Source organism: Atlantibacter sp. (assembly GCF_032062175.1).
Taxonomy (GTDB): Bacteria; Pseudomonadota; Gammaproteobacteria; order Enterobacterales; family Enterobacteriaceae; genus Atlantibacter.
Map to the genome: position 1 here is coordinate 22918 of NZ_DAMBQK010000018.1, position 15079 is coordinate 37996.

Annotated in this window: 11 protein-coding genes; 8 read left to right on the forward strand and 3 right to left on the reverse strand. The window is 56.5% G+C overall.

Annotation, left to right across the window (positions count from 1 at the left end):
- Nucleotides 1-37 precede the first annotated feature (37 nt).
- Nucleotides 38-490 carry a YhcH/YjgK/YiaL family protein gene (locus tag RT120_RS15510; RefSeq protein WP_312983959.1) on the reverse strand — a complete coding sequence of 151 codons (453 nt, stop codon included), beginning with the start codon at nucleotides 488-490 and terminating at the stop codon, nucleotides 38-40.
- Between the two features lie 465 nt (nucleotides 491-955).
- On the opposite strand from RT120_RS15510, the gene pyrB reads away from it, so the two are divergent.
- From pyrB to ridA, 3 genes are all read left to right on the forward strand, one after another.
- Nucleotides 956-1891 (forward strand): aspartate carbamoyltransferase, encoded by a 936-nt coding sequence (gene pyrB / locus RT120_RS15515; protein ID WP_312983960.1) that lies wholly within the window; start codon nucleotides 956-958, stop codon nucleotides 1889-1891.
- A gap of 13 nt (nucleotides 1892-1904) precedes the next feature.
- Nucleotides 1905-2369 (forward strand): aspartate carbamoyltransferase regulatory subunit, encoded by a 465-nt coding sequence (gene pyrI, locus RT120_RS15520; RefSeq protein WP_312983962.1) that lies wholly within the window; start codon nucleotides 1905-1907, stop codon nucleotides 2367-2369.
- 87 nt (nucleotides 2370-2456) lie between these two features.
- On the forward strand, nucleotides 2457-2843 hold the full coding sequence (gene ridA, locus RT120_RS15525) for a 2-iminobutanoate/2-iminopropanoate deaminase (protein ID WP_312983964.1): 387 nt from the start codon (nucleotides 2457-2459) through the stop codon (nucleotides 2841-2843).
- Between the two features lie 53 nt (nucleotides 2844-2896).
- Here the strand turns inward: ridA and mgtA are convergent, their stop codons facing one another.
- Complete coding sequence (mgtA, locus tag RT120_RS15530; protein ID WP_409515061.1) at nucleotides 2897-5608, reverse strand: magnesium-translocating P-type ATPase; 2712 nt, start codon at nucleotides 5606-5608, stop codon at nucleotides 2897-2899.
- 361 nt (nucleotides 5609-5969) lie between these two features.
- Between mgtA and treR the strand changes: the two genes are divergently transcribed.
- From treR to nrdG, 5 genes are all read left to right on the forward strand, one after another.
- On the forward strand, nucleotides 5970-6917 hold the full coding sequence (gene treR / locus RT120_RS15535; RefSeq protein WP_312983966.1) for a trehalose operon repressor TreR: 948 nt from the start codon (nucleotides 5970-5972) through the stop codon (nucleotides 6915-6917).
- A 126-nt stretch (nucleotides 6918-7043) separates the two neighbouring features.
- Entirely contained in the window at nucleotides 7044-8465 is a 1422-nt protein-coding gene (treB, locus tag RT120_RS15540) for a PTS trehalose transporter subunit IIBC (protein WP_312983968.1), read from the forward strand.
- Between the two features lie 39 nt (nucleotides 8466-8504).
- Nucleotides 8505-10163 (forward strand): alpha,alpha-phosphotrehalase, encoded by a 1659-nt coding sequence (treC, locus tag RT120_RS15545; RefSeq protein WP_312983970.1) that lies wholly within the window; start codon nucleotides 8505-8507, stop codon nucleotides 10161-10163.
- A gap of 367 nt (nucleotides 10164-10530) precedes the next feature.
- The gene (gene nrdD / locus RT120_RS15550) at nucleotides 10531-12669 is read left to right on the forward strand and encodes an anaerobic ribonucleoside-triphosphate reductase (RefSeq protein ID WP_312983971.1); all 2139 of its coding nucleotides are present in this window, start codon (nucleotides 10531-10533) and stop codon (nucleotides 12667-12669) included.
- Complete coding sequence (nrdG, locus tag RT120_RS15555) at nucleotides 12669-13133, forward strand: anaerobic ribonucleoside-triphosphate reductase-activating protein (protein WP_312983973.1); 465 nt, start codon at nucleotides 12669-12671, stop codon at nucleotides 13131-13133. The genes nrdD and nrdG overlap by 1 nt, the downstream gene beginning before the upstream one ends.
- Nucleotides 13134-13166: 33 nt before the next feature.
- On the opposite strand, the gene RT120_RS15560 is transcribed toward nrdG, so the two are convergent.
- On the reverse strand, nucleotides 13167-15077 hold the full coding sequence (locus RT120_RS15560) for a PRD domain-containing protein (protein ID WP_312983975.1): 1911 nt from the start codon (nucleotides 15075-15077) through the stop codon (nucleotides 13167-13169).
- Nucleotides 15078-15079: the final 2 nt, after the last annotated feature.

The following is a 15079-nucleotide window of genomic DNA, read 5'->3' on the forward strand; positions in this document are numbered from 1 at the left end:
CGGCCCGAATACGGGCCGCTGTTCTTTTCTGGGCGGATTACGCAACCAGCATTTTTACCACCACTTTACGCACTTTGGCATTTTCGCCCACGGCGCACAGCGGTTTGTGCACTTCGCCCGGATAGAACACCACAAAATCCCCTTCCTGCATCACCACGGTTTTTTCCTGGCCGCCTTCCGGCAGGAACGCGATGTCTTTATCCGCCAGCCAGTCGGTATCCGGCTCGCCCGCAGGCAGGCAGCTGAAGGTCATGCCTTCTACGCCGCGCATCACAATCTGGATATCCAGATAGCGCGCGTGATACTCCGCACGGCGCTCCGCCAGCGGCTGGGTTTCATCTTCGGAGACCAGGAAGAACAGGTTGTTGCCGTCGATGTCGTGTTTACCCAGCGGGGTTTCCGGGGTGACGTGCTGTTTGACATGCTCAATTGCCTGACGCAGTTCAGCAGGCAGCCAGGACTGAAGATGGTGGATGTTGCCAATAATCACGGGAAGCTCCTTATATAAAACAATGTTTCATTTTTATGAGTTATACGAGGAATCGCTTCAGGCTACCACCGCTTTGTGGCAAAAATCTGCTTTAGCGCATATTTATTGGCGCATTATCTTGCAATTTTTGCTGTTTCTTTTTGGGCGATCCGGCAATTTCAGTTAACTTTCATGCCGCACCACCAGATTTTTTATTCATTATTTTCGCGTTATTATGCAGCGCAACCGCTTCCCAATGTAAAAATGTGCATTCTCCGCTTGCTATGCGATCGCGGCTGAGTATAATCCGGGACAATTTGCCGGGAGGAAGCATGGTTCTGCGAGTTCGACAATATGTCCTGACACAACGCCTTAACGCAGGCGTCGCAGTCCCGTTTTTCTTTCCGTTATCCAATGAAAAAACCCCTCAATGAGGGGTTTTTTTTTGCCCGGCGTTTGCCCGCCGTTCGAAAAAAGGAGAGAGACATGGCTAACCCGCTCTATCAAAAACATATTATTTCCATCAACGATCTGGATCGTGAAGAGCTGGAACTGGTGCTGGCAACCGCCGCGCGCCTGAAAGCAAATCCGCAACCTGAACTGTTGAAGCATAAAGTGGTCGCCAGTTGCTTCTTTGAAGCCTCTACCCGCACCCGTCTCTCGTTCGAAACCTCAATTCACCGCCTGGGCGCGTCGGTGGTTGGCTTTTCGGACAGCAGCAACACGTCGCTGGGCAAAAAAGGTGAAACGCTGGCTGACACCATTTCGGTGATCAGCACCTACGTGGATGCGATTGTGATGCGCCACCCGCAGGAAGGCGCGGCGCGCCTCGCCACCGAGTTTTCCGGCGGCATTCCGGTGTTGAACGCGGGTGACGGCGCGAACCAGCATCCAACCCAGACGCTGCTCGATCTGTTTACCATCCAGGAAACCCAGGGACGACTGGAAAACTTAAACATCGCTATGGTGGGCGATCTGAAATATGGTCGCACGGTGCATTCTCTCGCCCAGGCGCTGGCGAAATTCAATGGCAACCACTTTTACTTTATCGCCCCGGAAGCGCTGGCTATGCCGCAGTACATCCTCGATATGCTGGATGAAAAAGGTATCGCCTGGAGCCTGCACGACGCTATCGACGACGTGGTGCGCGAAGTAGACATCCTTTATATGACCCGCGTGCAGAAAGAGCGTCTCGACCCGTCGGAATACGCCAACGTGAAAGCGCAATTTATCCTGCGCGCCGCCGACCTCAACGGTGCCCGCAGCAATATGAAAGTCCTGCACCCGCTGCCGCGTATTGATGAGATCACCACCGATGTGGATAAAACGCCGCACGCCTGGTATTTCCAGCAGGCCGGAAACGGCATTTTCGCTCGCCAGGCTCTGCTGGCGCTGGTTCTCAATCACGATTTAGCGCTGTAAGAAGGAGATGAACATGACTCACGATAATAAACTCCAGGTAGAAGCCATCAGCCGTGGCACCGTCATCGACCATATCCCGGCGCAGGTGGGCTTTAAGCTTCTTACGCTGTTCAAACTGACTGAGACCGATCAGCGCATTACCATCGGCCTGAACCTGCCGTCCGGCGAAATGGGCCGCAAAGATCTGATCAAAATCGAAAATACCTTCCTGACTGATGAGCAGGTCAACCAGCTGGCGCTGTACGCGCCTGAGGCTACCGTTAACCGCATCGATAATTATGAAGTGGTGGGTAAGAGCCGTCCGAGCCTGCCTGGGCGGATTGAGAAAGTGCTGGTCTGCCCGAACAGTAACTGCATCAGCCGCGCCGAGCCGGTGGCGTCCAGCTTTAGCGTCAAAAAACGCGCTGACGATATCGCGCTGAAGTGTAAATACTGTGAGAAAGAGTTCTCGCACCATGTGGTGCTGGCGGACGGCTAACGCGCTGACCGACAATAACAAACCTGTACCTTGAGGGTTGCCGGGGTATACTGTGCCCTCTTACCGCTGACAATTTCAGGAGAAACTATGTCCCGCACTATCGCGACGGAAAATGCGCCCGCAGCTATCGGCCCTTATGTTCAGGGCGTAGATCTTGGCAGTATGATCATCACCTCCGGTCAGATCCCGGTGGACCCAAAAACCGGCACGGTTTCTGATGATGTCTCTGCACAAGCGCGTCAGTCTCTGGAAAACGTGAAAGCTATCGTTGAAGCCGCTGGCCTTAAAGTGGGCGATATTGTGAAAACCACCGTTTTCGTGAAGGATCTGAATGATTTCGCCACCGTTAACGCCACCTATGAAGCGTTCTTCACCGAACATAACGCGACCTTCCCGGCACGTTCCTGCGTGGAAGTGGCCCGTCTGCCGAAAGACGTGAAGATTGAGATTGAAGCGATTGCGGTTCGTCGCTAATTTTTCAGCGCGTTGAAATGAAAAAGCCAGTCTTGCGACTGGCTTTTTTGTTATTACTGCCACCCATACCGGCGCACATAAAATCCTTTCACCATTTGGGTTAGCGTCATATACCCCAACAAAATCCCTGCCAGCCACGGGAAGTAGCTCAGCGGCAGCGCCTGGAGTTGCAGGTAAGGCGCCAGCGACGAGAACGGCAGCACAATACCCACTACCATAATAATCAGCGTCATCACCATTAATGGCCACGCGGCGCGGCTCTGGATAAACGGTACCCGGCGGGTACGGATCATGTGCACGATTAAGGTTTGGGACAGTAAGCCCACCACAAACCAGCCGGACTGGAACAGGGTTTGCGCTTCCGGCACGTTGGCCTTAAATACCCACCACATAACGCAGAACGTCAGGATGTCGAAGATAGAACTGATCGGCCCAAAGAAGATCATAAAGCGTCCGATATCCGCTGGGTTCCAGCGCTGCGGTTTTTCGATCTGGTCGTCGTCGACGTTATCGAACGGGATCGCCACCTGAGACACATCGTACAGCAGGTTCTGGATCAGTAAGTGCATCGGCAGCATCGGCAGGAATGGCAGGAAAGCGCTCGCTACAAGTACGCTGAACACGTTACCGAAGTTCGAACTGGCGGTCATTTTGATGTACTTGAGCATATTGGCGAAGGTGCGGCGCCCTTCAATAACGCCCTCTTCCAGCACCATCAGGCTCTTTTCCAGCAGAATGATGTCCGCCGCTTCGCGGGCGATATCCACCGCGCCGTCCACGGAGATGCCAATATCCGCCGCCCGCAGCGCAGGCGCGTCGTTGATGCCGTCGCCCATAAAGCCCACTACGTGCCCTTCCTCGCGCAGCAAGCGCACGATGCGTTCTTTATGCAGCGGCGTCAGGCGGGCAAACAGCGTTGTGCGCAACGCAAGCTGCGCCAGCTCCTTGTCGCTTAACGGTTCGATTTCGCTGCCCACCACCGGGCGGCCCGGATTGAGCCCCACTTCGTGGCACACTTTAGCCGCCACCAGCTCGCTGTCGCCGGTCAGGATCTTGACGGTGATCCCGCTCTCTTTCAGCGCTTTTAACGCCGGCGCGGTGGTCTCTTTCGGCGGATCGAGGAATGCAATGTAGCCTTCAAGGATCAGATCCGATTCATCCACCCGGCCGTAGTCTTCGCTTCTGGCAGGCAGCGCTTTGCTGGCAACAGCCACCACGCGCAGGCCCTGACGGTTAAGGTTGTCGGTCACTTTACGGATGCGTTGCAGCATGCTGTCGCACAGCGGCGCGATCTCCTGGCCGTGGCGCACCAGCGTACAGACATCAAGGATCTCCTGTAGCGCGCCTTTGCAGATCAGCTGATGGGTATCTTCGTTTTCCGCGACCACCACTGACATACGGCGGCGCTCGAAATCAAACGGGATTTCATCTACTTTGCGCCAGCGCGCCGACAGCTCCAGCGCTTCCGGCGCATCCACGCCTTCCAGCACGGCGGTATCCAGCAGGTTTTTCAGCCCGGTTTGATAATGGCTGTTGAGCCACGCGCTGCGCAGTACGCGCTGGCTGACGCGGCCAAACACATCGGTATGATTCTCTAAAGCAATTTTATCCTGGGTGAGCGTCCCGGTTTTATCGGTGCACAGGATGTCCATAGCGCCGAAGTTCTGAATGGCGTCCAGATGCTTGACGATCACTTTTTGCTTAGACAGCTTAACCGCGCCGCGCGCCAAGGTAGACGTAACGATCATCGGCAGCATTTCCGGGGTTAACCCCACCGCCACCGACAGCGCAAACAGCGCCGCTTCCCACCAGTCGCCTTTGGTGAAGCCGTTGATCAACAGCACCACCGGCACCATCACCAGCATAAAGCGGATCAGCAGCATACTGACGCGGCTGATGCCCTGCTGGAAAGCGTTCGGCTCGCTCTGCTGCTCATTCACGCGCCCGGCCAGTTGACCAAACCAGGTGCCGCCACCAGTGGCAATCACCATCGCCTGCGCGGTGCCGCTGACCACGGTCGTGCCCATAAAGCACAGGTTGTCGCACTCAAGTGGGTTTTTCTGGTCGGGGTGGCGGGTCTGGGCCTGTTTTTCTACCGGTAAAGATTCACCGGTTAACGAGGCCTGGGCGATAAACAGATCGCGCGCTTTCATGACCCGCAGATCGGCGGGGATCATATCTCCCGCCGCCAGTTTGACGATATCGCCCGGCACCAGTTGGTCGATGGGCAATTCCATCCACTGGCATTCGCCTTTGTCATTCACCACCCGCAGCACGGTGGCGGTATTGCTGACCATCGCTTTTAGCGCGTCCGCCGCTTTGGTGGAGCGCGCTTCCTGAACGAAGTTCAGCAGCGTCGAGATGCCCACCATCAGCGCGATAATCCCCGCGCCGAACAGATCGTCTTCGGTGGCGTAAGAAAGAATGCCCAGCGCCGTCAACAGCAGATTGAACGGATTGCGATAGCAGTTCCACAAATGCAGATACCAGGGCGCAGGACGCTGCGCCGGGATCTGGTTCGGCCCGTGTTGTTCACGCGCATCCTCCACTTCCCGGAGGCTGAGTCCTTCCGGATGGCTGGAAAAGACGCGCCATAGTTCGGCCTCATCCATCCGCGATACCGACAGGCACTGTTCGGTTAACGTGGCGGGCAGCGTTTCCTGACGCCACACGTTGCCTTCCGGCAGCGGATCGCGCTGTACCAGACGACGGGGAAGATGACGGTTCAACTGCGCGAGCAACTGCCGGGTGAAGTTTTTAAACAGCATAAAAGTCCCTCTACGCCTCAATCCTGAGGCGCTGCTGGGCTGCCAGAATGGCAGGCACAAATTTTTGCAGGGACGACGTTGCGCCACTGCCTTACACATCCGGTAAAGCAGCGACTAAAAAGGCGTGCTTACCGGAACAACGTTCCCGTTAAAGGAAGCGGGGTGGGATCGGGATCCATGGGGCCTCCGGTAAAATCAAGAGATACGTGCGCGTTAAAACCGCACGGTGAATGTTGAGCGGCGTCACTATAGCGCCAGTGACATAAACCAAACGTAAACCAGATTTTGCTCATTGTTCCGCGGTTGGTTAGCATTAAGGTCGTTTAACCACTTTTTCGATACACAACAGGCGACAGGGATGCAAAACCGGCTGACCATTAAAGACATTGCGCGCTTAAGCGGCGTGGGCAAATCCACTGTATCGCGCGTCCTCAATAATGAGAGTGGCGTCAGCGAGCGCACCCGCGAGCGCGTTGAGGCGGTGATGCGCCAGCAGGGTTTTTCCCCTTCCCGTTCCGCGCGCGCCATGCGCGGCCAGAGCGACAAAGTGGTGGCGATTATCGTCACCCGCCTGGATTCCCTGTCTGAAAACCTCGCTGTCCAGACCATGCTCCCCTGCCTGTATGAGCAGGGTTATGACCCGATCATGATGGAAAGCCAGTTCTCCCCGGCGCGGGTGGAAGAGCATTTGCGCATTCTGCGCCAGCGCAATATCGACGGCGTGATCCTGTTTGGATTTACCGGTATTGATGAGTCCCTGTTGGCCCCGTGGCGATCGATGCTGGTGCTGATGGCGCGAGATGCGGCGGGTTTTACCTCGGTATGTTACGACGATGAAGGCGCAATCCAGATCCTGATGGCGCGCTTGTATCAGCAGGGCCATCGCCATATCAGCTACCTCGGCGTCCCGCACAGCGATGTCACCACCGGACTGCGCCGCCATCACTCTTATCTGGCGTTTTGCGAGGCCCATAACCTGACGCCCCGCGCCGCGCTGCCGGGCCTGGCGATGAAACAGGGCTATGAACACGTCTCCGACGTGCTGCACGACGACACCACCGCGCTGGTGTGCGCCACGGATACGCTGGCCATCGGTGCCAGTAAGTTTTTACAGCAGCATCACCCGAAGCCTATCCAGCTTGCCAGCGTCGGCAATACGCCGCTGTTAACGTTCCTGCACCCGGAGATCATCACCGTCGATCCTGGTTACGCTGAAGCCGGACGCCAGGCGGCATTGCAGTTGATCGCCCAGATCACGTCAGGCAGCGATCCTCAGCAGATCGTCATTCCCTCCTCGCTGATCTAAGCCGTCAGAACGACGATTTGTGTGATCGCGGCTTCGTTTCGGGAACGTTCCCATTTTCCCGGAACGCAAGAATGTTTACCCTTGCCGTCACTTCTACCGCTTCCTCTTTCTCCGCCATGAGGCTTCATGATGAGCAAAGTTAAACAACAGGAAATTGATCGGCTGATCGAGCTGGTGGGCGGACGCGAGAATATCGCGACCGTAACCCACTGCATTACTCGTCTGCGCTTTGTGCTGAATAACCCGGCGAAAGCCGATCCGAAAGCCATTGAAACCCTGCCGATGGTCAAAGGCTGTTTCACTAACGCCGGGCAGTTTCAGGTGGTGATTGGCACCAACGTCGGGGATTACTACCAGGCGCTGATCGCCACCAGCGGCCACAGCTCGGCGAATAAAGAGCAGGCCAAACAAGCGGCGCGCGCCAATATGAAATGGCACGAGCAGTTGATCTCGCACTTCGCGGAGATCTTCTTCCCACTGCTGCCCGCGCTGATCAGCGGCGGTTTGATCCTCGGCTTTCGCAATGTGATCGGCGATGTGCCGATGAGCAACGGCCAGACCCTGGCGCAAATGCATCCGTCGCTGCAAGCCATCTATGACTTCCTGTGGCTGATCGGCGAGGCGATTTTCTTCTATCTGCCGGTGGGGATCTGCTGGTCGGCGGTGCGCAAAATGGGCGGCACGCCGATCCTCGGGATTGTGCTTGGCGTCACCCTGGTTTCTCCGCAGTTGATGAATGCCTATTTGCTGGGCACCCAGGTGCCGGAAGTGTGGAACTTCGGGCTGTTTACCATCGCCAAAGTAGGCTATCAGGCCCAGGTGATCCCGGCGCTGCTGGCAGGCCTGGCGCTTGGGTTTATCGAAACCCGGCTGAAACGCATCGTACCCGATTATCTATACTTGGTTGTCGTGCCGGTGTGTTCGTTGATTCTGGCGGTGTTCCTGGCTCACGCGTTTATCGGCCCGCTTGGCCGCATGATCGGCGACGGCGTGGCCTGGGGTGTTAGCCATCTGATGACCGGCAGCTTCGCCCCGATTGGCGCGGCGCTGTTTGGCTTCCTGTATGCGCCGCTGGTGATCACCGGGGTGCATCAGACCACGCTCGCCATCGATATGCAGATGATCCAGAACCTCGGCGGCACGCCGGTCTGGCCGCTGATTGCGCTGTCCAACATCGCCCAGGCGTCTGCGGTGGTGGGCATTATTATCGCCAGCCGTAAACACAATGAGCGGGAGATCTCGGTCCCGGCAGCGATTTCCGCCTATCTCGGCGTGACCGAGCCCGCCATGTACGGGATCAACCTGAAATACCGCTTCCCGATGCTGTGCGCCATGATAGGCTCCGGCCTTGCCGGGTTGCTGTGTGGACTGAGCGGCGTGATGGCTAACGGCATCGGGGTTGGCGGGCTGCCGGGCATCCTGTCGATTCAACCGCGTTACTGGGAAGTGTTTAGCCTGGCGATGCTGATTGCTATTGTCATCCCCATTGTCCTGACCACGGTGCTTTACCGTCGCAAATTCCGTCAGGGCACATTGTTAGTCGTGTAACTCAGGTTCCGGGTTCTATCAACTTAAGCAGGTAAGGTTATGACAGCGACGCCTCCCTGGTGGCAACACGGGGTTATCTATCAAATTTATCCAAAGAGCTTTCAGGACACCACGGGCAGCGGCACCGGCGATTTAGCCGGTGTCACCCGGCGGCTCGACTACCTGAAAACCCTCGGCGTGGACGCCATCTGGCTGACCCCGTTCTATATCTCGCCTCAGGTGGACAACGGTTATGACGTGGCAAACTACACCGCCATCGACCCGACCTACGGCACGCTGGATGATTTTGACCGGCTGGTGGCGGAAGCCCACGATCGGGGCATTCGGATTATCCTCGACATGGTGTTTAACCATACCTCCACCCAGCATGACTGGTTTCACCAGGCCGTGAAGCCGCAGAGCCCGTATCGCCAGTTTTATATCTGGCGCGACGGCACACCGGACGTGGCCCCTACCAACTGGCGTTCGAAGTTTGGCGGCAGCGCCTGGCGCTGGCATGTGGAGAGCGGCCAGTACTATCTGCACCTGTTCGCGCCGGAACAGGCGGATCTCAACTGGGAAAACCCGCAGGTGCGCGCGGAATTAAAAAAAGTGTGCGAGTTTTGGGCCGATCGCGGCGTGGATGGTTTGCGGCTCGATGTCATTAATCTGGTCTCTAAATCCCAGGATTTTACCGACGATATCGACGGCGGCGATGGGCGTTGTTTTTATACCGACGGCCCGCGCATCCACGAGTTTTTGCAGGAATTCAGCCGGGATGTGTTTATCCCGCGCGGCCTGATGACCGTGGGCGAGATGTCCTCCACCACCCTGGCGCACTGCCAGCAATACGCCGCGCTGGATGGCGGCGAGCTGTCGATGACCTTTAACTTCCACCATTTGAAAGTCGATTACCCCGGCGGGCTGAAATGGACGCTGGCGGCTCCCGACTACGTGGCGCTGAAGGCCATTTTCCGCCACTGGCAGCAGGGAATGCACAACATTGCCTGGAATGCGCTGTTCTGGTGTAACCACGATCAGCCGCGCATTGTGTCGCGCTTCGGCGACGAAGGCGAACTGCGCGTTCCGGCGGCAAAAATGCTGGCAATGGCGCTGCACGGGATGCAGGGCACGCCCTATATCTTCCAGGGCGAAGAGCTGGGCATGACCAACCCGCATTTCGCGCGCATCACCGACTATCGCGATGTGGAAAGCCATAACATGTTCGCCGAACTGCGCGCCCAGGGGCGCAAACCCGAAGAGCTGTTGGCCATCCTTGCCGCAAAATCACGCGATAATAGCCGCACGCCGATGCAGTGGGATTCCAGTGAACATGCAGGCTTCACCCGCGGTAAACCGTGGATCGGCCTGTGCGATAACGTTGACACCATCAACGCTGAAAACGCGCAGGCGGACCCGGATTCGGTGTTTCATGCCTATCGCAAGCTGATCCAGTTGCGTAAAGCCTGGCCGATTTTTACCTGGGGCAACTACCACGATTTGCTGCCGGATCACCCGTTTTTATGGTGCTATCGCCGTGAATGGCAGGGCCAGCAATTGATGGTGGTCGCGAACCTGAGCCGGGAAAATCAATGGTGGATGCCGGAAAAAATCGACGGCAGTTGGGAAGTGCTGATAAGCAACTACCCGGACGCCTGCCCGGTTCCCACGGAAACGACGCTACGCCCGTTTGAAGCCGTTTACTGGCTCCAGCATTAACCTAAAACCGGAGGCCAGTGTGCCTCCGGTTAATTTTTCGCCATGATTTTTATCGATTTATCTGAAATTTAAATTTCCTCGCCGCGTGTTGCCCATCATTGCAGCCACCAAAATTTTACCTTGTTCTACATCAAAGAAATCTCAAACATCTTTGATGCAAATCACTACATATAGTATTTAAAATGCCTGCCGCCGCTACATATTGTATCAATCGACTATTATTACAGCGTATCCAGGTGGCGGGTTCAGCGGTACGCTGTGGATAAAAACGGCCAGATTCAGGGATGTCTATGAACGCAATAACGAAAATGCGCCCTGTCTGTCTCTGAGCCTCTGTGGATAACCTGTTCTTTAAGATGGAGTGATCATGACACCGCATGTGATGAAACGCGATGGGTGCAAAGTACCTTTCAAGTCAGAGCGCATCAGAGAAGCGATTCTTCGTGCCGCTAAAGCTGCGGGAGTCGATGACGCAGATTACTGCGCCACCGTCGCAGAAATTGTCAGTGCCCAGATGCAGGGCCGCAGCCAGGTGGATATCGGCGAGATTCAAACCGCCGTTGAAAACCAGCTGATGGCCGGCAACTACAAGCAGTTGGCGCGTGCCTATATTGAATATCGCCACGATCGCGATATTTCCCGCGAAAAGCGTGGCCGCCTCAACCAAGAAATTCAGGGCCTGGTGGAACAAACCAACTCCGCTTTGCTTAACGAAAACGCCAACAAAGACAGCAAAGTGATCCCTACCCAACGCGATCTGCTGGCCGGGATTGTCGCCAAACACTATGCCCGCCAGCACCTGCTACCGCGCGATGTGGTACAGGCGCACGAGCGCGGCGATATTCACTACCACGACCTGGATTACTCCCCGTTCTTCCCGATGTTCAACTGCATGCTGATCGACCTGAAAGGTATGCTGACCCAGGGTTTCAAGATGGGCAACGCGGAAATTGAGCCGCCGAAATCCATCTCTACCGCGACCGCCGTCACCGCGCAGATTATCGCCCAGGTCGCCAGCCATATTTACGGCGGCACCACCATTAACCGTATCGACGAAGTGCTGGCCCCGTTTGTTACCGCCAGCCTGGAAAAACACCGTAAGGTGGCTGAAGAGTGGCAGATCCCGGATGCCGACGGCTACGCCCGTTCCCGCACCGAAAAAGAGTGCTACGACGCATTCCAGTCGCTGGAATATGAAGTGAATACGCTGCACACCGCCAACGGCCAGACGCCGTTCGTGACCTTTGGTTTTGGCCTGGGCACCAGTTGGGAATCGCGTCTGATCCAGACCTCGATCCTGCGTAACCGTATTGCCGGACTGGGTAAAAACCGCAAAACCGCCGTGTTCCCAAAACTGGTGTTCGCCATTCGTGACGGGTTGAACCATAAATTCGGCGATGCCAATTACGACATCAAGCAACTGGCCCTCGAATGCGCCAGCAAGCGCATGTACCCGGACATTCTCAACTACGACCAGGTGGTGAAAGTCACCGGCTCGTTCAAAACCCCAATGGGCTGCCGCAGCTTCCTGGGCGTGTATGAGAACGAAAACGGCGAACAGGTTCACGACGGGCGTAACAACCTCGGTGTGATCAGCCTGAACCTGCCGCGCATCGCGCTGGAAGCCAACGGTGATGAAGCCGCATTCTGGAAACTGCTGGACGAGCGGCTGGTGCTGGCGCGTAAAGCGCTGATGACCCGTATCGCCCGTCTGGAAGGCGTCAAAGCCCGCGTTGCGCCGATCCTGTATATGGAAGGTGCCTGCGGCGTGCGCCTGAAAGCGGATGATGACGTGTCGGAAATCTTCAAAAATGGCCGCGCGTCGATCTCGCTGGGCTATATCGGCATCCATGAAACCATCAATGCGCTGTTTGGCAATGAGCATGTTTACGACAACGCCGCGCTGCGCCAGAAAGCGGTGGAAATCATTGAGCATCTGCGTAACGCGGTGGACCGCTGGAAAGAAGAGACCGGCTACGGTTTCAGCCTTTACAGCACGCCGAGTGAAAACCTGTGTGACCGTTTCTGCCGTCTGGATACTGCCGATTTCGGCGTGGTACCGGGCGTGACCGATAAAGGCTACTACACCAACAGCTTCCACCTGGACGTGGAGAAAAAGGTTAACCCGTACGACAAGATCGACTTTGAAGCGCCCTATCCTCCGTTAGCCAACGGCGGGTTCATCTGCTACGGCGAATACCCGAATATTCAGCACAACCTAAAAGCGCTGGAAGACGTGTGGGATTACAGCTATCAGCATGTGCCGTATTACGGGACTAACACCCCGATCGACGAATGCTACGAGTGCGGCTACACCGGTGAGTTTGAATGCACCAGCAAAGGCTTCACCTGCCCGAAATGCGGCAACCACGATGCGGCCCGCGTGTCGGTAACCCGTCGCGTTTGCGGCTACCTGGGCAGCCCGGATGCGCGTCCGTTTAACGCCGGCAAGCAGGAAGAAGTGAAGCGCCGCGTGAAGCATTTAGGGAATGGGCAAATCGGGTAATGTACTTTCATCAGTATTACCCGGTCGACATCGTCAACGGGCCCGGCACACGCTGCACCCTGTTTGTTTCAGGGTGCGTCCATGAGTGCCCCGGCTGCTACAACAAAAGCACCTGGCGGCTGAATTCGGGGCAGCCGTTCACCCGGGAGATGGAAGATCGGATCATCAGCGATCTCAACGATACGCGGATCCCCCGTCAGGGGATCTCGCTCTCCGGCGGCGATCCGCTGCATCCGCAAAACGTGGCGGATATTCTGCAACTGGTGCAGCGCATTCGCGCCGAGTGTCCGGGCAAAGACATCTGGGTATGGACGGGCTATAAGCTGGATGAACTCAGCGCCGAACAGATGCAGGTGGTGGATCTGATCAACGTGCTGGTGGACGGCAAGTTTGTCCAGGATCTCAAAGACCCGGCGCTGATTTGGCGCGGCAGCAGTAACCAGGTTGTTCATCACCTGCGTTAATCTTTTACAGCGGGCAGCTCGGGCTTCCCGCTGCTAATACCGGCTTACGCACTCCATTGCTACCGCGTTAAATTCCGCAAAGTTCTGGCATCCGCACAGCCGCGTCATGGCGCGCTCCCGCAGGAAGGTGACGAAAATATCGTAAATCGCCATCGCCTCCTCGTACTCGCTTTTACTGATGGCGAGTAAAAAGATCATGTGCGCCGTTTCATCCCCCCAGGCGATCCCCTGCGGCGCCAGCACGGTATAAACCACGGTTTTTTTCGCTAACAAACCCAGGGCATGGGGCAGCGCAATGCTGTCCCCCAGCAGGGTGCTGACGATGGCCTCACGCTCAATCACCGAGTCAAGGAACTCTCCGTCGACAAAGCCTTCATCCTGCAACTGGTCGCACAAGGTTTTGAACAGCGTTTGCTGGTCCATCGCGCCGTTGATAATGCGAAAATGGGCGGCATCAAAATATTTGTTCAGCATCCACGGACGGGTGCGATCCACCAGCACCAGCTTGCCGATCTGCTCCAACTGATAGTCGGTAGGAAATGGCGCAATCTGCACTACCGGTTTGTCTTTTTCGCTGATGCGCGCGGTGGAAATCACAAAGTCTTCGCTGATGCTCTCCCGCTGCTCATAGTCGCGCAGCGTCAGGGTACGGGTAATGTCGATCTGCGGATATTTACGCGCCATCACCGCTTCGATCATCCGCACCATGGCATTACCGGCGTCGCACACCAGCAACACGCGCGGCTGGCGCTGGTAATCGATGTTGTAACTGCGCTCCAGCCCGACGCCGACGTGCAGCACCAAAAAGCCGATTTCGTTTTCGTTGATGGTATACGGCGTGTATTTCACCCAGCCAGACACCGCCGCCAGCGTCATATCCCACGCCATCGGGTAGTGCTGCTTGATGTTATCCAACAAGGGGTTAGGGATCATGATTTGATAGCGCACCCGGGTGATCATGGTTTTGACATGGGTGAGCATATCGGCATGAAGCTGCTTATCGTTCAGCAGGTTGTAGTTGTACTGGGTGTTAATAAAATTAAGGATGTAATTGACCAGCGCCTCTTCATCATCGGCATTGATGGTGCTGGGCGCGATGTCCTGTACCTGGCGCGCGGCGATATGCACCTTCAGCCAGTTTTCTTCAAAGGCCGACAGCGGTTTTTCCGCCAGCCGTTGCAGTACGCCCGCCAGCTCGCGCGCCGCATGGCATACCGGTTCCGCCACCTCTTCACCGACAAACTCCGACAGCGGATAGCCTTCGCTGATGCGCCGCACCGCCACGGCGCAGTACAGGCGCAAAAACAGTTCGCCTTCATCGGTGAGACGGATATGAAAACGGCTGAAAATTTCCGCGAGGATCGGTTGTAACCGTTCCGGCATTCCCGCGTTCAGCGCCTCTTCGATCACCAGCGGATGAGCCGGATCCTGTTGGGCCAGCGTCCACAGCAGATCGGTCAGACAGGCGCGGATCGCCATTTCACTGCCAAACAGTTTCATGCCGTGGCGGGGCCGCGTTTCCAGCGTCAGCTGATAGCGCCGCAGCCATTCGCGTACTTCCGCCATGTCGTTTTGCAGCGTGGCGCGGCTGACAAACCATTCATCAGCCAAATCTTCCAGCTTGATGGAAAACGCCGAGGTCAGGAAACGCACCATCAGATACTGCACCCGCTCCTGGCTAGTGCGCGGAATGCGCAGCACGTTCGGCTGCTGCGTCTGGAGGGTCTGATAGCTCGCCGAATCATCGATTCTCAGCTGGTAGCCATTGCCCCGGCTCAGTACAAACTGCGCGCCATGCTGGGTCAACAAGGCGTTCAGCGCAGTGATATCGGCGCGGACGGTGCGTGTGGAAACCGACAACCGCTGCGCCAGTTCATCCTGCGGCAGCGTTTCGTTTTGCAACATATCAAACAGTTGCGCTAAACGTTGGTTGGGGAATCGCACGT

Excerpts from the sequence above, each read along its gene's own strand:
- pyrB (WP_312983960.1), top strand. The coding sequence starts at position 956 with ATGGCTAACCCGCTCTATCAAAAACATATTATTTCCATCAACGATCTG.
- pyrI (WP_312983962.1), top strand. The coding sequence starts at position 1,905 with ATGACTCACGATAATAAACTCCAGGTAGAAGCCATCAGCCGTGGCACC.
- ridA (WP_312983964.1), top strand. The coding sequence starts at position 2,457 with ATGTCCCGCACTATCGCGACGGAAAATGCGCCCGCAGCTATCGGCCCT.
- treR (WP_312983966.1), top strand. The coding sequence starts at position 5,970 with ATGCAAAACCGGCTGACCATTAAAGACATTGCGCGCTTAAGCGGCGTG.
- treB (WP_312983968.1), top strand. The coding sequence starts at position 7,044 with ATGATGAGCAAAGTTAAACAACAGGAAATTGATCGGCTGATCGAGCTG.
- treC (WP_312983970.1), top strand. The coding sequence starts at position 8,505 with ATGACAGCGACGCCTCCCTGGTGGCAACACGGGGTTATCTATCAAATT.
- nrdD (WP_312983971.1), top strand. The coding sequence starts at position 10,531 with ATGACACCGCATGTGATGAAACGCGATGGGTGCAAAGTACCTTTCAAG.
- nrdG (WP_312983973.1), top strand. The coding sequence starts at position 12,669 with ATGTACTTTCATCAGTATTACCCGGTCGACATCGTCAACGGGCCCGGC.